Raw genomic sequence first — 20,314 nt, forward strand, 5'->3', positions numbered from 1 at the left:
GGCCTTGAGAATGCCGAATGGCAACAGCAATGCGACGATGAACCCGCAATTGAACCAGTCTTCCAGCAGCCTGTCGGACAAGCTGATTCGATTTCGCCACAGGTGGATCCCCACCCATGTGATCGGCGAAGTCCTGTCCAAGAACTGGATCGACAACGTTGTGCCGGTGGTGATTCTCGTTCTGATCGTCGCGGTCTTCGGCAGCATCGTGCCGAACTTCTTCCTGCCCGCCAATGTTTCGGACGGCACGCGTCAGATCGGCGAGCTGGGTTTCGTCGTGCTCGGCATGATGATTGTCGTCCTGGGGGGCGGCATCGACCTCAGCGTCGGATCGAATTTTGCACTTGGCAATCTGCTCGCCCTCGCCCTCACCAATGTCTTCGATATGCCGGTGGCGGTCGTGTTTGTCGCCGTCGTCTGCGCCTGTTCCTTCGTCGGCTTGATCAACGGCTTGTTGATCGGCGTGCTGAGACTGCGCGCCTTTCTGACGACACTGGTCATGCTGATCGGCTTGCGGGCGCTGGTGGACACCCTGCTGCTGGAATATGCCCTCGTCATCTCGGCCGGATTTTACGATTCCGAGATCTGGGACTTCATCGGCAGCGGCGATCTGTTCGGCGTGCCCAGCAGCCTCGTTCTCTTCATCATCATGGCGATCGGCATGCATATTGTGATCAGCCGCACCCGTTTCGGCTGGCATGTGATGGCGGTCGGCGGTTCGCGGCGCTCCGCTCACAATGCCGGCATCTCGCTGCGGCGGACGGTTTGCAGCACCTATGTTATCTCCGGGGCGTTCTGCGGTATCTCGGCGTTCTTCTACGCAGCGCGCCTCGGCAATGGCGGATCCTATCCCGGCGTCGGCCTGGAGGTTCTGGCGCTGACGGCGGTGATTGTCGGCGGCATCAGCCTGGGCGGCGGGCGCGGATCGGTCGTGAAGGCGGTGATCGGCGCGATGATCGTCCAGATCATCAGTCTGGCCGCCGTGCAACTGGGATTGCAGAGCGGCGCGGGGCAGCTCGTGCTGGGTCTTATCCTCCTTGCCGCGATCGGTTTCGACGTGCGCTGGGTCAAGAACCGGGACAAGATCCTGGCGCGCGTCTATCTGTCGCCCACCTATTTCGAACTGCCGGCTTCTCCGCCAACGGAGGCAAATTCCGGCTCGCCTTACGCAGCCAATGACCGTTTGCATGAGGTCGATGTGATCGGCCTCAACCAGGTCGATGGCCCCGAAGACGTGGTGTTCGACAGTGCCGGAAACCTCTATTGCGGCGACCGCCTCGGCAATATCATGCGCTTTGACGGGCCGGATCTGAAAGAGGCGCGCGTTTTCGCCCATATCGGTGGCCATCCGCTCGGCATGGCGATCGACCGCGAGGACAATATCGTTGTTTGCGTCGGCGGCATGGGCCTTTATCGCGTGCGTCAGGACGCGACGGTCGAAAAACTCACCGATGAAACGAACCGATCGCCCTTTTCCATCATCGACGATTCGCGCCTGAAGCTCACGGATGACTGCGATATCGCCCCGGACGGCCGCATCTTCTTCAGCGAAGCGACGATCCGCTTCGACATGGCGACCTGGCCTTCCGACGCATTGGAATGCCGCGGCAGCGGACGGATCGTGTGCTACGACCCGGTGAAGAAGACGACCCGAACCGTGGCGCGCAACCTGACCTTTCCGAACGGCATCACGCTGAGCTTCGATGGAAAATCCATTCTGTTCTCGGAGAGCTGGGCTTGCCGCGTCCGGCGTTACTGGATCGAGGGCCCGAAAGCCGGAGAAATCGAAACCGTCATCGATAATCTGCCGGGCTATCCGGACAACATCAACCGCGCCAGCGACGGCACCTATTGGATGGCACTGATGGGCATGCGGTCGCCGGCGCTGGATCTGGCGCTTCGCGTCCCGGGTTTTCGCAAGCGCATGGCGCAGGAAGTCGCCATCGACGAATGGCTCTACCCGAACATCAATACGGGCTGCATCGTCCGCTTCAACGAGCAGGGCGAGATCATCGAGAGCCTGTGGGACAAGGCCGGGACCAACCATCCGATGATCACCTCGATGCGCGAGCATAAAGGCCATCTCTATATCGGCGGCATTTTCAACAATCGCATCGGGCGGCTGAAGCTTCCCGATGCCGATGTGAACTGGACCGGCCCGAAGAGCTATTGGGGGGAGGCATGAGCGGCATCCTCGACCGTCTGCTGTCGCGGCGTCAGGCCGCGACCGTGCCGTCCATGGACGGTGTGCTGCGCCCCAATGAGGCGCTCGATCATGCCCGCGTGCTGGTGACGGCATCGGCGCCGGACAATCTCGCCCGACATGGATCGATGCTGGTCTATTCCAGCGGACCGGACCTTCTCGGCATCTCCGATCAGTCGCCCGGCAATCCGGCTCTCCTGCATCATCTGGACGGGACGGTCACAGCGCTGGCGGCAGGCGAGAACATGCTCGTCGTCGCGATTGAGGGCGTGGGCATTCGGATCATCGGAGGAGCCCACAATGGTACATTGCTCGCCAAGATCGGCGAGCGGCCGGCACGCTGCATCACCGCAATGGCACTGGCGGCGGGTGATATTCTTTTTGTCTGCATCGGCTCGGCGCAGAATGACCCGCAACACTGGCAGCGCGATCTCATGGAGATGCGGGCGACCGGTTCGGTCTGGCGCATCGATCTGCGCGGCAAAGAGCCGATCTGCCTGGCCGACCGTCTCGCTTTTCCGAACGGTATCTTGGCGCGGGGGGATACACTGATCGTCTCGGAGAGCTGGGGCCATCGGCTCCTGCGCATCGATGCCCGCGGGAAAACTGGCCGCAGGGAAATCATCCTGGAAGATCTTCCCGGCTATCCCGGCCGACTCACGCCGGCGGCGAACGGCGGTGCCTGGCTGGCGGTCTTCGCACCGCGGAGTCAGTTGATCGAATTCGTTCTGCGGGAGCGCACCTATTGCAAACGGATGCTGCGGGAGGTTCCGCAGGAGCTCTGGATTGCCCCGAGCTTGCGCGCCGGCATTTCCTTCAAGGAGCCGATGCAGGGCGGTGCCGTGAAGGTGCACGGCATTTTCAAACCCTGGGCACCGACGCGATCCTATGGTCTCGCGGTGGAACTGGATGCCAACCTCGCCCCGATCCGCTCGTTTCACAGCCGTGCGGACGGCAACCGGCACGGGATCGTCAGTGTCTGTGAATGGGATGGGGAAGTTGTTTTCGCAAGCCGGGGAAATGGCGTGATCTGCGCTCTGCCGTCCATCCCGTCCAACATGCAGGACCAGCCGAAATGACGGCTCTACTCGAAGTCAGGAACGTCACGAAGGAATATCGCGGAGTGCCGGCGATCAGCGATGTTTCGCTGGTTCTTGAAGCCGGGCGGGTCCACGCCATTCTGGGCGAGAACGGCGCGGGCAAGTCCACGCTGACAAAGATGATCGCCGGCGCCGTTAAGCCGACCAGCGGCGAAATACTGCTCGACGGCAAGCCGGTCGTGTTCGGATCGCCCGGTGAGGCCTTGCGCAGCGGCATCGCGATGGTGTTTCAGGAAACCAGCCTGGTCCCCTCGCTCACCGTGGCGCAGAATCTCTATCTTGGCGACGAGAAGCCGTTCAACCGCCTGCGCGGCCTCTATATCGGGGCGCAGCAATTTCTCCAATCGCTCAATTTCCCTGTCGATCCGGCCGCCAATGTCTCGACGCTGGGGGCAGCGCAGCGCCAGATGGTGGAGATTGCGCGTGCGGTGCGCAAGAATGCGCGCGTCATCATTTTCGACGAGCCGACGGCGACGCTGACGCCGGAAGAGAAGCATCATTTTTTCGATCTGATCGAGCGGCTGAAGGCGCGCGGCGTCGCCATCGTCTTCATCTCGCATGCCTTGGAGGAGGCCCTCAGCATTTCCGACAAAATCACCGTGCTGCGCGATGGTCAGCATGTCGTGACCGATGACACGGCCAATTTCGACCGGGACAAGATCATCCGCTCGATGGTCGGCCGATCGCTCTCCGACCAGCTTTACAATCGGGATGCGGCGCAGCGGGCGCGATTCTACGGCCGCAAGACGTTGAGCGTGCAGAATCTCTCGATGGGCCGCATGGTCCGCAATACATCGTTCTCGGTCTATGCGGGGCAGATCACCGGCGTCTTCGGGCTGATCGGCTCGGGCCGGACGGAATCGGTGAAGGTCGTGGCCGGCGTGGTGAAGCGCAACTTCTTCCACGGCGGCATTGTCCGCCTTTTCGGCAAAGCGGTCCGCTATCGTACCCCGCGGCCGGCGGTGCGCAGCGGTATCGCCTATGTCACCGAGGACCGGAAGCTTGAAGGCATTTTCGAGACGATGTCGATTGCAGAGAGCATCCATATCGGTGCGCTGGCAGCCAGCAAAAACCGATCGTGGTTCATCAGTCGCCGCGAGATGCGGGACCTTGCTGCGCGCTGGATCGGTGCCCTTTCCATTCGCGCGATCAACAGCAATGCGCGCGTCCTCGAGCTCTCCGGCGGGAACCAGCAGAAAGTCGTGATCGCCAAATCGCTGGCGCAGGATCCGCGCGTCGTCATTTTCGACGAGCCGACCCGAGGTGTGGATGTCGGCGCCATCGCGGAGATTCACCAGATCATCAACGATCTGGCCGATAAAGGTCTGGCCGTCGTCGTGATCTCGTCCTACCTGCCGGAAATCCTGAATCTATCGGACCGCATTCTGGTCGCCAGGCAGGGCCGCATCGTCGAGGAATTCTCGGTGGAGGAAGCGAGCGAGGAAAAGATCATGTACGCGGCGGTGCATTGATCGCCGTCGCAGCTAGGCGCCGCTCTTTGGCACCGCGTCGAGACGGACGGCGATGCCGGTGAGATCCGGGCGTGGCGCGGGGTAGAGTTCCATCACCTTCGGATCATGGCCGGGAATGACGTGATCCTGGCTCGCGGCCAGCGACCGCACCATATCGAAGCCTTCGAGCATGTCGCCGACATTGAATGCCGTGGTGAAAGGCCGCCGCGTCTCGATGTTTTCATAATAATGCACGACATCGGAGGCGAGAACGACCCAGCCGCGCCGCGTGTGGACGCGGACAAATTGCAGGCCGGCGGTATGTCCGCCCGCCAGGTGAAGCGAGAGGCCGGGTGCCAGTGTCGACGCGCCGTTGTGGAACTCCACCCGGCCGGCGTAGTTCAGGCGCACGATGCCGACAACATCCTCGACCTCGAAGGCATGCGACATGAAGGGATGACGCATATAGCGGCCCGTCGCATAAGCGAGTTCGGGTTCCTGGAGGTGGATGCGGGCCTTGGGGAAGCAGGCGAAATTGCCGACATGATCGTAGTGAAGATGGGTGATGATGAGATCTTCGACCGTTGCCGCGTCGATGTCGATCAGAGCCAAGGCGTCAACCGCGCTGCGGATAAATTCGCGTTTGCGCTGGCTGGCAACTTCTGCCGTGAAACCGCAATCGACAACATAGGTGCGGCCCGCGCCCACGATCGCCCAGAGAAAATAATCCATCCGCATGGGGCCATCATGCGGGTCCCCGCCAATGAAATGGGCACTGCGGCGGCCCTCCCGTGTGGCGTAGCGCAGAGCGTAAATCTGATATTCCGGTAGATGGGCGGATTCGGTCATGTGAACTCTGATCAGTATGTGAAGGGCGGACGGTGCGAGCTGATTAATCGCCGGCCAATTTCATAATGGCGTTGACGTCCGGGATGTCGTCAAGCGCGTCAACGGCGTCTTCCAGAGCGCGGGCACGTCCCTCGCCGGCGAATTTCGTTGCCGTGGCGATAAGGCGCCGGCGGATCAGCGCCTCATCGGCGGGCACCACATCGCGCAGCCTCTCGCTGAGTTTGCGCCCATCATTCAGGGTAATAACGATCTCGGCACCCTGGGCCTGCGGGAAAGCAGCGGTCAGGTCACGATCGACCTCGACCTCGACCATGCCAGCGAGACGCATGACGGCCGGGTCGTCGAGGGTGCGGTATGATTCCTCATCGACGGACCCACGCAGCAAGGCGCTGGCGACGGCGAAATGGATGCTCATCTTGGCTTGAAGAACGCGCTCGAACGGGCCGGCATGATCGCAGCCGGGATAGGCGCGCGCGGCTGCCGAGACGCGGACCTTGATTGCCGCGATACGTGCCGGGTCGATCGGCGCGGCGCCGGCGAGTTTCATGGCTGCCTGACACGGGGTTTGGGCGAAATTGCAAACGGGGGCCGCCTTGAAATAGACCGACATCAATTCCGGCTCTGGGCTGTCGAACAATGTTATGCCGGGCGCATTGTGATCGGGACGATAGGCGGGGAGGAGGCCAGCCTCTCCGTCGAGGGCACGGGCCGAGCCGCGCGCGCCAGCCATGGCGAGGCGAACGGCGCGGATGGCGCCGGCCGCCGCCTGACCGGCATGAAAGTACATCTCGTCCGAACCGGTATGCGGCCATTGATTGAGGCCGCCCGTCATATTCGCCGCGAAGGCAATGGCACTCACGGTTTCCGCTTCGTCGAGCCGCAGGAGATGGCAGAGGGCGGCAGCGCCTGCGATGGGGCCGGTAAATCCCGTGGGTCGGAAGACGCGGGCGAATTCGGGGGTTACCAAAGCCCGGCCGATCTTGCCACCCACTTCATATCCGACGATGGCAGCGTCGACCAATGCCGCGCCGGACAGTCGGCAATCCTGTGCCACGGCGAAAAGAGCAGGAAGCACCACGACGCCGAGATGGCTGACGCTGCCGGTATGCATGTCCTCGCGCACGAGGCCATGGGCGGCGACCGCATTGGCAAAGGCCGCATCGCTTGGGAATACCGGGTTGGACGAGCCGATGATGGTACAGCGGCCATCGCCCTTTTCGGCCAGTGCCGCGGCCTGACGCGCCCAGGGCAGCGCATGGGCTTCCAGCGCGCAGGCCAGAAAATCCAGGACGCACAGGCGTAACTTTTCCCGGACCGCGACGGAGAAAAGGGGCTGGTGGCCATGCACGATAGCGCGGGCCAGCGTGACAGCCAGAGGGAGATCGGCTGCGGTCGAAGCGGTTGACCTTGCGTCGATCGTCGTCAGCCCGGCTTTCATCGGATCACCACTTTCCTGTTAGGGCATGCCAGGTATCGGGAGGCAATCATGCCGAGCCACGGCAATCGGTCCAGACGCCGTGGCTGTGCCTTCGACTATCGCTGAAAATACGCCTAGCAGGTATACCGATTCAGTCATATCAGACTGCACAACCCGATTATTGCAGCGGCGCAGTCATTCCGGCTGGATGGCGGATTGCGGGGCCTTGGGGAAGGCCGTCTTGGCCTGCTCGCGAATCATGCGGGTGACGATGCGTGTGGCGACACTCATCGGTCGTTGCGTCGAGGTCGCCAGAACAACCTGGCGCGTGATCACCGGATCAACGATCGGCCATGACCGGATGCGCCCGGCGCCGAGGAGATGCTGCGCTGCGGTCTCGGAAAGGATGGTATAGCCGGCACCCTGCTCGACCAGGCTCAACGTCGTCGTCATGGCGTCGACTTCGAGTTCGACGCTGGGAGCAAGTCCGAGCCGATCCAGCATGTCGTCGACGAGGACGCGCAGCCCGTGCGGCCGTGCCGGCAGGATCAGCGGGAGCGCTCCCAGCCGCGCGGCGGCAACGGTCTCGCCGCCGATTTCCGCCGGATCGCTGGCCGGGCCCAGCAACACCAGTTCGTCGGCGAACAGCGGCTCGGTGTTCAGTGTCGGGCGGCGCACGGCATTGTAGACGATGCCGATATCGATGCGGCCCGTCGAGAGCCATTCGGTAACATGACCGCTGAAACCCTCGACGACATGCAGCTTGATATCAGGAAACTCGGCGCGGCAGCGCCGGACCAGCGCCGTGGTCAGCACCCAGCCGATGGAAGGCGGCATGGCGATCACGACCCGGCCCTGCGGCGCGGATCGCGTAGCCGTGATTTCGGTCGACGCCTGATGGAGCGATTCCATGATCGTCTGGGCATGCGTCTCGAGGAGCTTGCCAGCCTCGGAGAGGACGATGCCGCGGCCATTCCGGTAGAAGAGTTCAACGCCGAGCTCGGCTTCGAGAAGCTTCATCTGACGGCTGAGGACCGGTTGAGCGACCGAGACGAGCACCGCGGCCTTGGAAAAGCTCCCTGCTTTCGCAACCGAGAGAAAATAGGAAAGCTGTTTGAGTTCCATATCCTGTCTAAGCCAAGTGCCGCGCCCGGTGGTGCCGCGAGGTCAACAGGATGGATTCGTCAACCTCCGGCGGAGGCTAACTTAGCGATTTACCCTCTTTCATGCACTAGAGCGATCGCCTGTGCCGGGTATATTTTCAAATCTGGATCGTATCTATATGGCCTGGTTGGTTTTTTCGAATATCGGCAAGGCCCGGCTCAGCGTTGCACGAAAGGATTTGCCACTTCGCCGATCATGTCGATCCAGACGCTCTTTTCCTGCACATATTCGCGGATGGCGTTGAGGCCGCTTTCCCGGCCGATGCCGGAGCGCTTGTAGCCACCAAAGGGCGACATGTAGCTGACCGCCCGATAAGTGTTGATCCAGACGGTGCCCGCTTCGAGCCGCTCCGACATGGCAAGCGCGGTGCCGATATTCTGCGTCCAGACGCCGGCCGCCAGGCCATATTGCGTGCCGTTGGCGATCGCCACCGCTTCGTCGATGTCGTCGAACGGGAGGATCGAGAGAACCGGACCGAAAACCTCTTCCTGGGCGATACGCATCCCGGGTTTGACGTCCGTGAAGACGGTCGGTTCCACGAACCAGCCATTGCCGCATTCGGGGCGAGTCGCCGCGGCACCGCCGAGGACGCAATGTGCGCCTTCCTTCTTGGCGATGTCGATATAGTCGAGCACCTTGGCCCGTTGCGGGCGTGTGGTGATGGGGCCGACCTGGGTCGTGTCGAGTGCCGGATCGCCCATCCGCGCGGTCTTGCCGAGGCCAACCAGCTTGTCGACGAATTCGTCATGGATCGAACGGTGGACCAAAGCGCGCGAGCCGGCAATGCAGGTCTGTCCCGTGGCGGCAAAGATGCCGGAGACGGCACCCTTCACCGCGTTGTCGATGAGCGCGTCCCCGAAGACAATATTGGCCGATTTGCCACCCAGTTCGAGGGTGACCGGCTTGATGTTCTTGGCGGCAAGCTCGTAGACGCTCTGACCGGTGCGGTCGCCGCCGGTGAAAGCCACTTTCGCTACGCCCGGATGAGAGACCAGGCGCTCGCCGATTTCGGAACCGAAGCCGGTGAGAATGTTGACGACGCCCGGCGGAAAGCCCGCCTCTTCGAAGAGCGGCGCCAGTTCAAGTGCCGAGGCGGAGGAGAATTCCGACGGCTTCCAGACCACGGTATTGCCCGCGGCGAGGGCTGGGGCCAGTTTCCATGTCGCCAGCATCAACGGCGAATTCCACGGCGTGATCGCCGCGATCACGCCCAGCGGCTCTTCGCGCGTGAAATTGAACATGCCGGGCTTGTCGATCGGGATGACGCGGCCTTCGATTTTGTCGGCAAGGCCGCCAAAATAATAAAACCACTGCGGAATATATTTGAGCTGACCCCGCATTTCGGTAATCAGCTTGCCGTTGTCGCGCGTTTCGATCTGCGCCAGGCGTTCCGCTTCCCGGGCGATCAGATCGCCCAGGCGATGCAGAAGCGCCCCACGCGCGGAGGCGCTGATCTTGCGCCAGTCCGGGTTATGGAAGGCGGAGCGGGCCGCAGCGACGGCTTTATCCACATCGGCGATGCCAGCGCGGGGCACCAATGCCCACGGGGCGCCGGAGAAGGGGTTCTCGGTTTCGAATGAAGCCCCACCTTCCGCGTCGAGTTTCGCGCCGCCAATGAGCATCTTGTAGCTGTGCATGCCGCAATCCCTGCTATCCGTCGAAAGGGCGTGGTGTTACGCCTTGGCCGAACGATCGATTTCGTCGAAGGCTTCGCGCGCAATGCGGAAGGAATCGACGCCGGCCGGCACGCCGCAATAAATCGCCACCTGCATGAAGACTTCACGAATCTCGTCACGCGTCACGCCATTTTTCAAGGCGCCCTTGACGTGCATTTTCAGTTCATGCGGGCGGTTGAGCGCGCTGATCATCGCCAGATTCAGCATGCTGCGCGTCTTGTGCGACAGTTCTTCCCGGCCCCAGACGGCACCCCAGCAATATTCGGTCACCAGCTCCTGCATCGGCAGGTTGAAGCTGTCGGCGGCGGCGAAGGATTTTTCCACAAATTCGGCGCCCAGGACGCTTTTGCGGATCTTGAGGCCACGATCGAAAACTTCCTTGCTCATGATTCTTTCCTTTGAAGAGAAGATAATTGGTCAGGGATATTTGGAATGCCAGGCCGACGCGAGGTCAGCCTTTGACTTCGACGCCGGCCCATTCCTCAACCACCCGGGTGATGGAGGTGAAGTCTGAATTCGGCCCGAATTTCGCATTGGTGACAGCAAGCATCTGGCGGACCGCCGCGCCGGCGACCATGGGCACGCCCATGGCCTCGGCTTCATCGATGCACAGGCGGACGTCCTTGTAGGACAGGCCCGTGGCAAAGCCGAAATCAAATGTTCGCGGCAGGACCGAGCGCGGGAATTTGTCCTGCGTCGCACTATTGCGGCCGCTGCCGGCATTGATGATGTCGAGGAGAACCTTCGGGTCGATCCCGGCCTTCACGCCCATGACGAGTGCCTCGGAAGAGATCACCATGGCGGAGGCGGCGAGGAGATTGTTGGCAAGTTTTGCCACCTGGGCAAGGCCGGCTTTCTCGCCGACAAAGAACAATTTGCCGAAATTCAAGAGAATGGGCTCCAGCGCGGTGTAGCTGGCTTTTGGGCCGGAGACCATCACCGCCAGCTTGCCGTCCCGTGCGCCGGCCAGACCGCCGCTCACCGGGGCGTCAAGCCAGGCGATTCCCTTTTCTTTCAGGGCGGCCGAGACGCGGGTCGCCATGCCGGGACCGGTGGTCGACAAATCGATCACGGTCTTGACGCACGAGCCGCGGGAGATCCCACTTTCCCCGACAACGACCGCATGCACGATATCGGGTGTCGGCAGGCTGACGAAGATCGTCTCGGCCCGGTCGCCCACATCCTGCGCCGAATTAGCTATCGTTGCGCCGTTTCGCGCGAGTTCGGACAGGGCCGCCGCGTTGGTGTCGAAAATGCAAAGCTTATGACCAGCCGCGTGGAGGCGAGCTGCCATATGCGCGCCCATTCGGCCAATGCCGACAAAGCCGATGACCGAACCCGACATGCGATTTTACTCCGGATTTTGATACATTTTGAGAAAGTGCAGGCGAACGCCGCACCCAGCCATCATCATTACTAACGGAGTATATTGCGGCGCACATCACAGGTTGCGGTCATAACAGAAATAGCGAAGCCAACGGTGATCGCCGTTGACAAGCGCCTTTCGCCGGCGGTGCAGCACCGGATAAGGGCAGGATCGGTGGGCGTTTCTGCGTTCAGCCGCTTTTCTGCCAGGCGGAGACGATGGGGGCGCAGCTTTCGCCGACCACGAGGGTGGGCTGGAACACGACATTGCGCGGTGCCGCGGGGGCGTTGTTGTTGATGCGGCTTACCAGCATGCGGAAAGCCTCGTTAATCATGTCGTTGATCGGATGCTCGGTGCGGGTGAGGCGCGGGCGCAGGCCGCTGATGCCGGTGATCGTGTCCGTGGAGGCGATCGAGATGTCTTCCGGGCATTTGAGACCGAGATCATTGAGCGCGCGCATCAAGCCCAACGCCATCACGCCGTTGGCCACATAAATCGCACTCGGCCGGTCCGGCAATTCGAGGATTTCCCGGGCCATGGCATAGGCCACTTCCTCGCGGAACTCGCCCGGACGGATATGTTGCGGCTGCGGGGTCACGCCGCGTGCGGTGAGTGCCTGCATCATGCCTTCGTAGCGACCGCGGCCGGTGGTGAGATGCAAGGGGCCGGTGATCGAGCCGATCCGCCGATGGCCGAGATCGAGCAGGTAATTGGTGGCCTGGCGGCCGGCAGATTCGTTGTCGATCGTCACGGTATCGGAGCGGCGATCGTCGAAGACGCGCCCGAAGAGCACGGTCGGAATCGATTTCCCTTCATGATCGCGCTGCAGATGCTGGCCGGTCTCGCCGACCGGCACCTGGATGATGCCGTCACAGGACAGCATGCGGATCCGGGACAATATCCGCTTCTCGGCCTCCGGCTTCTCGTCGCTGTTGAAGACCACGAGGGAATAGCCCCAGGCCGCCGCCGCCGCCTCGGCCAGACAGACGATATGGCTGTAGAAGGGGTTGGAAAGGTCAGCCACCGAAATGGCGATGAGCTGGCTTTTGCCGCGGTTGAGATTGCGTGCCTGGGTCGAGGGGACATAGTCCAATTGCTCGATCGCGGCCTGCACCCGCGCGCGCAGTTCCGGGCTCACATAAGCGGAATCGTTCACCACGGCAGATACGGTGGCAATCGATACGCCGGCGGCCTTTGCAACGTCCCTGATCGTCGCCATTTGTTCTTCCAGCTAAACGGTTCGCTCAATTTACCCTGTCAAAATTAAAAGTCTACTGCCAGAATCTGCTTGATCGGAGGGGCGGGTTCGGCAATTCTGGCGAAACGGTTAGGACATGTTCGCCAAACAGCAAGGCGCGCAGCCCCGGTTCCTTGGGAGGAAGAAGACATGAGACAGACACTCGCATTCTGCGTTCTCGGCGCGGCCATGACCCTGGCTGTTCCCGCCGCCATGGCAGAGAAGCCCCTGGTGGGCATCGTTTCCATCGCCGCCACCGAAGCCAACAATGTTCGCTACATCAAAGGCGCGGAGGCCGCGGCCGCCGAACTGGGCTGGGAAGTTTCCGTGATCGATGCCGCCGGCAATGCCGATCAGGCCAATGCCGGCATCCAGAATTTCGCGCAGCGCGGCGCGCACGTGATCATCGACATGGTGTTTCCGTATTCATCGATCGGTGCAGGTCTCGACGCCGCGAAAAGCGCTGGCATCCCGGTCGTAACCTGGGGCGGCGGGTTGGGCGGCACGGTCGCAGCCACCAACGGTTCCGGCGGGCCGATGGCGGTGCCGGTCGTCGAGATGATGGTCAAGGAGATGGGCGGGAAGGGCAGCGTTCTGGCGCTCACCTATCACACCGGCGAAGTCTGCCGGAACCGGGAATTGGTGATGGACGAGATCCTTGCCAAATATCCCGACATCGAAGTCACCAAGAACGAAGTGCGCATTCCCGGCTATTTCGAGGATGGCGCACAATATGCCAATGCCTGGCTGACCTCGCATCCGGCCGGCGACGAGCCGCTAGCCATCTGGGGTTGCTGGGACGATCCGGCGATCGGTGCGATCGGATCGCTGCGTTCCCAGGGGCGCGACGACGTCAAGGTCTACGGCATCAACGGCAATGCCCAGGCGCTGGAAAACATCCGCAACGGCCATATGACCGCGACCGCCTGGCAGGACAGCTACACCGAGGGCTACAACATGGTGAAGATGCTGGACGAGATCAAAAAGGCCGGTGATTCGTGGCAGCCCAAGGCGGCCGAAGTGCCGGCCGTTCTCGTCACCAAGGATTCGGTCGATCAATTCATCAAGGATCATCCGGAAGCGATTCAGTAAAACGAATAGCGGAGCGTTGCGCAGCCAGCGATGAATGATCTCAATATGTCAGCGCCGGATCCCGCAACGCTCTCTTTCCTGACGGCTGCGGGCGTTTGGAAATCCTATGGTGGGGCGCAGGCGCTCAAGGGTGCCTCACTGGATCTGCGGCCGGGCGAAGTTCATGGCCTGGTCGGTGCCAATGGCGCCGGCAAATCGACCATGATCAAGGTGCTGGCCGGGCTGGTGCAGCCCGACCGCGCCGATATTCACATTGACGGCCAGGCGACACAGATCGATACGCCGCACAAGGCGACCGGATTGGGGATGAGCTTCATCCATCAGGATCTGGCCCTCGTGCCGTCGATGACCGTGCTCCAGAACATCATGCTGGGCATCCCGAAAAAAACCCGCTTCGGCCTGGTCGATTGGGCGGCGATCGCGCGCGACGTGCAGCCGCTGATGGCGCGCCTCGGCATCCGCGCGCATCTTGGTGCCAAGATACGTTCGCTCTCGACCGCCGAAAGCTGGATGGTCAGCATCTGCCGTGCTCTCGTGCACAAATCGCGCCTTATCGTCATGGACGAGCCCACGGCCTCGCTCTCGGTCAGCGAAAGCGAGCGGCTGTTCGGGATTATCCAGGATCTGTCGCGCTCCGGTGTGGCGGTGCTTTATGTCTCGCACCGGCTGGACGAAATATTGCGCCTGTGCGACCGCGTCACCGTCTTTCGCGACGGTGAATCGATTGCCAATTTCGACCGCGCTCAATTGAGCCGCGCTGTGCTGGTCGAGGCCATCGTCGGACATAGTGCCACCCTGGAATCGCAGATCGAGCGCCGCAAGCCCATCGGCGCACCTATCCTCAATGTGTCCAATCTGGTTCGACTCCCCAAGGTGAACGACGTGTCGTTCACTCTCCATCGGGGCGAGGTGCTCGGCATCGGCGGGCTGGTCGGTGCCGGGCGCTCCGAACTTATACGTTTGATCTATGGTGTCGATCGGATCGATGCCGGAACCATCCTGCTGGATGGCAAAGACTTTGCGCCGCGCCGTCCGACCGATGCCTATCAGGCCGGCATCGGCCTGGTGCCGGAGGAGCGGCGTGCCGAAGGTCTGCTGCTGCACAAGAGCGTCGCCTTCAATCTGTCGCTGGCCAATCTCCGCAGCCTGACCTTGTCTTCCTTCCTGCCGATCATGAGCCCGGCCAAGCGCAATGCGATGGCATCGGCGACCGTGGCTGAACTGGCGATCAAGACGGCGGGCATTCACGCGCCGGTCGGGCGCCTGAGCGGCGGCAACCAGCAGAAGGTGGTGATCGGCCGCTGGCTGCGCCGTCAGCCGCGTATTCTGATCCTCGACGAGCCGACACGCGGTGTCGATATCGGCGCCCGCGCGGAAATCCATCGCCTGATCCGGAAGCTGGCCGTGGACGGCATGGCTGTCCTCGTCATTTCCTCGGAACCGGATGAACTCCCCGATCTCTGCGACCGGGTTCTGGTGATGGCGGAAGGCCGTATCGCCACGGAACTGGCTGGGGATGAAATTTCGCGCGCCGCGATTGTGGCGGCGAGCTATGTCGACAAAGCGGCCTGAGATCAAGCTGGCCGGGACGGAGTAGAATCATGACGGATGTCGTTCTCAGCAATCGCCGATTGTCGCCCGGGGCCAAGCGTGGCCTCAGCATTTTCGCGCGCTATGCGACGATCATCGGCCTTGTCCTGATGCTGCTGGCTTTTTCGATCCTGTCGCCCAAGGCGTTTCCGACCCTCGGCAATTTCACCAATGTGATCAACCAGGCCTCGCTCGCCATGATCATCGCCGGGGGCCTCACCCTGGCGGTCATCGTGGGCGAGCTTGATCTTTCCATCGGCTTCGCGGCCAGCCTCCATGGCGTGCTCGTGACCGGCCTCATCGTGCGGCACGATCTGCCCATTCCGGTCGCTATCGTGGTCATTCTGTTGTTGGGGGCGCTGATCGGTCTGGTCAACGGCCTCATCGTGACCAAGGCCAAGGTCAATTCGGTCATCGCTACCCTGGGCGTGGGAACGATTCTCACCGGTCTTTCCTTTGCCTATTCCGCCGGGGTGCCGATCGTGGCCGGCGTGCCCGAGGCGTTTCTGCAATTGTCGCTGGGGCGCTGGCTGTTCGGCATTCCCAACAACATTATCATCATGGCGCTGGTGCTGGGTGGCCTGTGGCTGCTGGTGGAGAAGAGTGCCGTCGGGCAGGAGATCCAGGCGGTCGGCGGCAATCCCGCGGCGGCACGCCTCGCCGGGATCAATGTCGACCGCATCAAGATTCTGGGTTTCGTCCTCTCGGGTGTCTGCGCCGCGCTTACTGGGACACTCCTGGCCTCGCGCCTGGGCAGCGGCACGACGAGTGCCGCAGACAGCTATCTGTTGACGGCTTTTGCCGCCGTCTTTCTGGGGTCCGCCACTTTGCGCGATGGCGAATTCCATATCGTCGGCACTTTCGTCGGCGCGCTTATCATTGCTTTCGGCTTCAATGGTCTCAATATTTTTGGCGCCCCCACCTATTCGCAATACATTCTGCAGGGTGCCATTCTGATTCTGGCCGTGGGTCTTTCGAGCCTCGGCCGGCAGATGGCGGAAAACTGAGAGGAAGCATGATGGCGGACGCAGCATTCTGGGATGTCTATGTCATCGAGTTCGCGCGCTCGAAGGATCAGCCGCTCGATGGGCTGATCAGCGGCGCCCATGATGACGGTGTCGTCGATCTGCCGTTCTCCTTCGTCATGGCGCGGCGCGGCGACAAGATCGTGCTGGTCGATACCGGATTCATGCAGGAAGGGATCGGCGCCGAGATGGGCGTGCGCTTCGGCATTCCCGATTGGGTCTCGCCCATCCGCATGCTGGGTGAGCTCGGCGTGACGCCCGAGGCGGTGACGGATATCGTCATCTCGCATGCCCATTTCGACCATATGGGGTCGATCGGCAAGTTTCCGAACGCGCATATCTGGGTGCAGAAGGCCGAGCTCCTGTCCTGGATCGAGGCCATGGCGCTGCCGCCGCAATTCGGCTTCCTCACCGCGATCATCAACCCGGACGATCTCAGGAATGCCTTTGATGCCTCGGTCGAGCACCGGCTCACCTTGCTGGAAGGCGACCGAGACAACATCCTGCCCGGACTTCATGTCCGCTTCGGCCAGGGCCATACGCTCGGCCAGCAATTCGCGATCCTCGAGACGAAACGCGGCCGGCTCGTGATTTCCGGCGATTGCGTCTATGACGGACGGAACATCAAGGGCCATAACAATGACGGCGTCTATGTGCCGCTGGCCAATGGGGTGGGAAGCATCTGGGAACAGCTGAAGACGATGGATCGGATCAATACCGAGATTGGCGGCAATCTCGATCGCCTGATCATCCTCCATGACAGCAAGCGCTGGCCGAACCTCAAGATATTGCACGAGATCGAGGGATTCCGAATCCTGGCGGCAAGCTGATGGAACCGTCCGCCTGACCGGGAAATTTGCCGCGGTCACCTCGCCAGCAGGGGCCTGAAGCGGGCGTCTGACGCGGTTATGTCACATTACATTTGTAGCCGGCGACGGGCGGAGCCGAAACCCGACCGTAGCGCGGCTGCCCCAGTTTGACCTCCTCAACAATATCGCGAGGTCAACGTGGCATATCCCGACATGAACAGCCCCATCGGCAAACAAGCCGTCGTTATTGGCGCGGGTATCGCAGGTCTTTCCGCGGCGCGTGTCCTGGCAGACTTTTTCCAACGAGTGATCGTGCTGGAGCGGGATGATCTGCCGGTGCAGGACCGGGTGCGCCCGGGGGTGCCGCAAGGCCGACAGCCGCATCTGCTCCTGGGGGGCGGTTATGCGGCGCTGTCGGAACTGTTCCCCGATCTTGGGCGCGATCTGGCCTTGGCCGGGGCCATCCCCTACGAAGCCGGCCGCGACATCGGCTGCGAGATTCCCGGCCTCGGTTTCCTGCCGAAACGGGATTTCGGCATCGAGAGTTTTGCGATGCCGCGGCCGGTTTTGGAATTGATGCTGCGCAGGCAGCTTGGCAAAACGCACAATGTCGAATGGCGGGAGGGCAGCCGTGCCACCGAAATTCTGACCGCGATGCACGGTGCCAGGGTGATCGGCGTCCGATACGAGATGCGTGACGGCCAGGAGGATATGTTGGGCGCCGATCTCGTGGTCGATGCCAGCAGTCATGCCATGCTCACGATGAATTGCCTCCAGGCCAGCGGCTGTCAAATTCCCCGCATGACCCGCATCGGCGTCGATATCGGCTACGCGACGGGGCGCTTCGAATTCCCGGCATCGTTGGTGGAAGATCTGGTCGCCTTCGCGACATTGCCCACCGCGCCGGAAAGCAGCCGATCCGGCTATGTGGTGCGCTTCGGCGAGGGGCTGTGGCAAGTTCTGCTGGTCGGGCGCGGCAACGACCGTCCGCCCGGCGATATGGAATCTTTCCGTGCCTTTGCCGAGAAACTGTCCTCGCAGACGATTGCCAATGCCCTGCGCGCCGCGCGCGAGGTGGGCGAGATCGGGCGATTCAGATTCCGCGAAAGCATCTGGCGGCATTTCGGCGAATTGCCACGCTTGCCGGGCGGTCTGGTGCCGATCGGCGATGCGATCTGCCGTTTCAATCCGGTCTATGGCCAGGGCATGAGCATTGCCGCACTGGAGGCAATCATGCTGCGCGAGGTCCTGATCGAACATGCCGCGAAAGCGGCGCCATTGGCCAATCTCGGCAGGGATTTTACCGCCCGGGCGGAGGTTCTGATCGAATCGCCCTGGGGCACCTCCGTCATCCCGGACTTCGTTTATCCGGAGACCGTCGGTTTGCGGCCGGAAAATCTGGAGGAAAAACTGCAGCGCCAGGCTGCAACCTATCGCGAAGCCATGGACGATGCCGATGTCCATCGCGATCTCTATGGGCGCATCAATCTGACAAACGTCCAATTGCCCCAATCGTCACCGAGTCTGGAACTCGGGCATATCGAGCTCAATGGCCTGCGGGCGCTTAGTACAGCCACCCAATGATCATGGTGACGCCCGGTATTTCGGCGGCATAAGCGCTGACATGGAAGAAAGTCATGTTCTTCAAGTTCACGGCCGAACATCTGGCGTCGGTGAGCGCTTTCCTGGCCATTCTCTATCTTGGCGCGTGGCCCCTGTTCCGGTCGCGCGTGGCGATGCTGGCAATGCAGTTGACGGCGCTGGGCTGGCTGACCTTGCACTACGCGCTGGTCGGGGCAATGACAGCGGCCGGCGTCAACCTGCTGGGCGCCATTCAGATCGCGGTGTGTCTATTGTCCGGCGACCGGCCCCGCTGGCAATGGATCGGTTACGCGCTTGCCGGATTGATCGTGGCAGTGGGGATCATCACCTGGGAGGGTTTCATCTCGGGGCTGGCTGTGATCGGGATGGCGTTTGTGGCACTTGGCCGCGCGCAGGCCGGCGCTCAGGCGATGCGTGTTCTGGTCCTGGCCGGCACGCCCTTCTGGCTGATCCATGATCTCTTGATCGCTTCGCCCATCGCCATCGCCGATGCCATCTCCCTAATGGTCGGCTTGTGGTCTCTGATCCGGCCTGCCGGCGTGCCCGACCAGGCGAGCCAAGAGCGTCACAGTCAATCCCGATTGTCTCCCCCGTAGCGGTCAGCGGTCAGACAAAGCACAGGTTGGGCCTTCTTTCGTATCGGACGAGCTGCAGGACCCGTTTTCTGCGGCTGCAATGACATGTGGTGGTTTTGCACAAATGAGACCGAACAACCGGATCGGATTGAACAGCCGGAAGGGTAGGAAAGTTCCCTGTGCTCGAGTGAATGAGATCACTGATGCGATCGTCCCCGATGTCTAGGTTTGAGTCAGACAGCATCAAGGGACGCATCATCATGAAAACACGAACGAGCCGAGAGTTCCACCAGCGCGCGCTGCGCATTTTGACCGGTGAGGCAGCGTGATGTCGCTGCAACCCTGGACCACGCGCAAGCCGGTCAAATCCCCGCCGCCGCATGAGGAGGGGAAGCCGCCGCAGGGCGCCGGCTACGTCCTGGTCGTCGATGACGACCCGGCCATCTGCCGCATGGTCACCTCCTATTTCGGCGACAACAATCTGCCGGCCCGCTGCGCCGGCGGTCGCCAGGAGATGATGCGCTACCTGGGCGGACCGCAGCCAGGTCTCATCATTCTCGATCTGCGTTTGGGCTCGGATGACGGATTGGACATTCTCCGGGACCTTCGCGCCAACTCCGATGTGCCGGTCATCATCATTACAGGGCATCGGCCGGATGAGATCGACCGTGTTGTGGGTTTGGAGCTCGGGGCGGATGACTATCTGACGAAACCCTTTGGTTTGCGTGAATTGCTGGCGCGCGCCCGCGCCGTCCTGCGGCGCCAGGAAATCGGCCGGGCCACCCGTGAAAAGCATCCCGAGCGTGGCGGCTATCGCTTTCTGGGGTGGCAATTGGAACGGCGCGCGCGGCGCTTGACCGATCCAAATGGCGAGGTCATCGCCCTGACCAAGGGTGAATTCGCATTGCTGCTGGCCTTTCTCGAAGCGCCGCAGCGTCCTTTGTCGCGGGAACAATTGCTGCAGGCAACGCGCGTTCATGAAGACATTTTCGATCGCAGCATCGATGTCCAGGTTTTGCGCCTTCGCCGCAAGCTGGAGGTTGAGCCGACGGCGCCGCGGGTGATTCGCACCGAGCGTGGCGTTGGATACGTCTTTGCGCCGGACGTGCAGTCGTTCTGAACCGGGTTACGGGAGTAACGCACTCTGTCCGGGCGTGT

The 20,314-nt window shown here is 61.9% G+C and carries 17 protein-coding genes; 10 read left to right on the forward strand and 7 right to left on the reverse strand.

The annotated features are described in order from the left end of the window. Window positions 1-10 precede the first annotated feature (10 nt). From ACE3PR_RS01170 to ACE3PR_RS01180, 3 genes are read left to right on the forward strand one after another with little or no spacing between them, the layout of a single operon-like run. Window positions 11-2,185: an ABC transporter permease gene (locus tag ACE3PR_RS01170; protein ID WP_374367207.1), complete on the forward strand. Its 2,175-nt coding sequence runs from the start codon at window positions 11-13 to the stop codon at window positions 2,183-2,185. Next, window positions 2,182-3,282 (forward strand): hypothetical protein, encoded by a 1,101-nt coding sequence (locus tag ACE3PR_RS01175; protein ID WP_374367209.1) that lies wholly within the window; start codon window positions 2,182-2,184, stop codon window positions 3,280-3,282. Before ACE3PR_RS01170 ends, ACE3PR_RS01175 begins: the two co-directional genes overlap by 4 nt. Continuing rightward, window positions 3,279-4,775, forward strand: a complete 1,497-nt coding sequence (locus ACE3PR_RS01180) for a sugar ABC transporter ATP-binding protein (RefSeq protein WP_374367212.1) — start codon at window positions 3,279-3,281, stop codon at window positions 4,773-4,775. Before ACE3PR_RS01175 ends, ACE3PR_RS01180 begins: the two co-directional genes overlap by 4 nt. Window positions 4,776-4,787: 12 nt before the next feature. Here the strand turns inward: ACE3PR_RS01180 and ACE3PR_RS01185 are convergent, their stop codons facing one another. The 7 genes from ACE3PR_RS01185 to ACE3PR_RS01215 all read right to left on the reverse strand — a co-directional run bounded on the left by ACE3PR_RS01185 (window position 4,788) and on the right by ACE3PR_RS01215 (window position 12,445). Continuing rightward, window positions 4,788-5,492 carry an N-acyl homoserine lactonase family protein gene (locus tag ACE3PR_RS01185; protein WP_374367214.1) on the reverse strand — a complete coding sequence of 235 codons (705 nt, stop codon included), beginning with the start codon at window positions 5,490-5,492 and terminating at the stop codon, window positions 4,788-4,790. A 154-nt stretch (window positions 5,493-5,646) separates the two neighbouring features. Then, window positions 5,647-7,041: an MmgE/PrpD family protein gene (locus ACE3PR_RS01190; RefSeq protein WP_374367217.1), complete on the reverse strand. Its 1,395-nt coding sequence runs from the start codon at window positions 7,039-7,041 to the stop codon at window positions 5,647-5,649. 174 nt (window positions 7,042-7,215) lie between these two features. After that, a complete protein-coding gene (locus ACE3PR_RS01195) occupies window positions 7,216-8,145 on the reverse strand; it encodes a LysR substrate-binding domain-containing protein (protein WP_374367220.1) in 930 nt (309 codons plus the stop codon). A 197-nt stretch (window positions 8,146-8,342) separates the two neighbouring features. Further along, window positions 8,343-9,821, reverse strand: coding sequence for an aldehyde dehydrogenase (locus tag ACE3PR_RS01200; protein ID WP_374367223.1), 1,479 nt, complete (start codon window positions 9,819-9,821; stop codon window positions 8,343-8,345). 36 nt (window positions 9,822-9,857) lie between these two features. After that, on the reverse strand, window positions 9,858-10,247 hold the full coding sequence (locus tag ACE3PR_RS01205) for a carboxymuconolactone decarboxylase family protein (RefSeq protein WP_374367226.1): 390 nt from the start codon (window positions 10,245-10,247) through the stop codon (window positions 9,858-9,860). 64 nt (window positions 10,248-10,311) lie between these two features. Beyond that, window positions 10,312-11,205 (reverse strand): NAD(P)-dependent oxidoreductase, encoded by an 894-nt coding sequence (locus ACE3PR_RS01210; RefSeq protein WP_374367230.1) that lies wholly within the window; start codon window positions 11,203-11,205, stop codon window positions 10,312-10,314. Between the two features lie 211 nt (window positions 11,206-11,416). Further along, window positions 11,417-12,445, reverse strand: a complete 1,029-nt coding sequence (locus tag ACE3PR_RS01215) for a LacI family DNA-binding transcriptional regulator (RefSeq protein WP_374367233.1) — start codon at window positions 12,443-12,445, stop codon at window positions 11,417-11,419. A 168-nt stretch (window positions 12,446-12,613) separates the two neighbouring features. On the opposite strand from ACE3PR_RS01215, the gene ACE3PR_RS01220 reads away from it, so the two are divergent. The 7 genes from ACE3PR_RS01220 (at window position 12,614) to ACE3PR_RS01250 (ending at window position 20,276) form a co-directional block, all read left to right on the forward strand. Continuing rightward, window positions 12,614-13,555 carry a sugar ABC transporter substrate-binding protein gene (locus tag ACE3PR_RS01220; protein WP_374367235.1) on the forward strand — a complete coding sequence of 314 codons (942 nt, stop codon included), beginning with the start codon at window positions 12,614-12,616 and terminating at the stop codon, window positions 13,553-13,555. Between the two features lie 30 nt (window positions 13,556-13,585). Beyond that, window positions 13,586-15,127 carry a sugar ABC transporter ATP-binding protein gene (locus ACE3PR_RS01225; protein WP_374367237.1) on the forward strand — a complete coding sequence of 514 codons (1,542 nt, stop codon included), beginning with the start codon at window positions 13,586-13,588 and terminating at the stop codon, window positions 15,125-15,127. 29 nt (window positions 15,128-15,156) lie between these two features. Further along, window positions 15,157-16,152 carry an ABC transporter permease gene (locus ACE3PR_RS01230; protein ID WP_374367240.1) on the forward strand — a complete coding sequence of 332 codons (996 nt, stop codon included), beginning with the start codon at window positions 15,157-15,159 and terminating at the stop codon, window positions 16,150-16,152. 8 nt (window positions 16,153-16,160) lie between these two features. Beyond that, complete coding sequence (locus tag ACE3PR_RS01235; RefSeq protein WP_374367243.1) at window positions 16,161-17,000, forward strand: N-acyl homoserine lactonase family protein; 840 nt, start codon at window positions 16,161-16,163, stop codon at window positions 16,998-17,000. 192 nt (window positions 17,001-17,192) lie between these two features. Then, window positions 17,193-18,563, forward strand: a complete 1,371-nt coding sequence (locus ACE3PR_RS01240) for an NAD(P)/FAD-dependent oxidoreductase (protein ID WP_374367246.1) — start codon at window positions 17,193-17,195, stop codon at window positions 18,561-18,563. A 53-nt stretch (window positions 18,564-18,616) separates the two neighbouring features. After that, window positions 18,617-19,177 (forward strand): YgjV family protein, encoded by a 561-nt coding sequence (locus ACE3PR_RS01245; protein WP_374367249.1) that lies wholly within the window; start codon window positions 18,617-18,619, stop codon window positions 19,175-19,177. A gap of 307 nt (window positions 19,178-19,484) precedes the next feature. After that, window positions 19,485-20,276: a response regulator gene (locus tag ACE3PR_RS01250; protein WP_374367253.1), complete on the forward strand. Its 792-nt coding sequence runs from the start codon at window positions 19,485-19,487 to the stop codon at window positions 20,274-20,276. Window positions 20,277-20,314: the final 38 nt, after the last annotated feature.

It is taken from the genome of Dongia sp. (assembly GCF_041909655.1).
Taxonomy (GTDB): Bacteria; Pseudomonadota; Alphaproteobacteria; order Dongiales; family Dongiaceae; genus Dongia.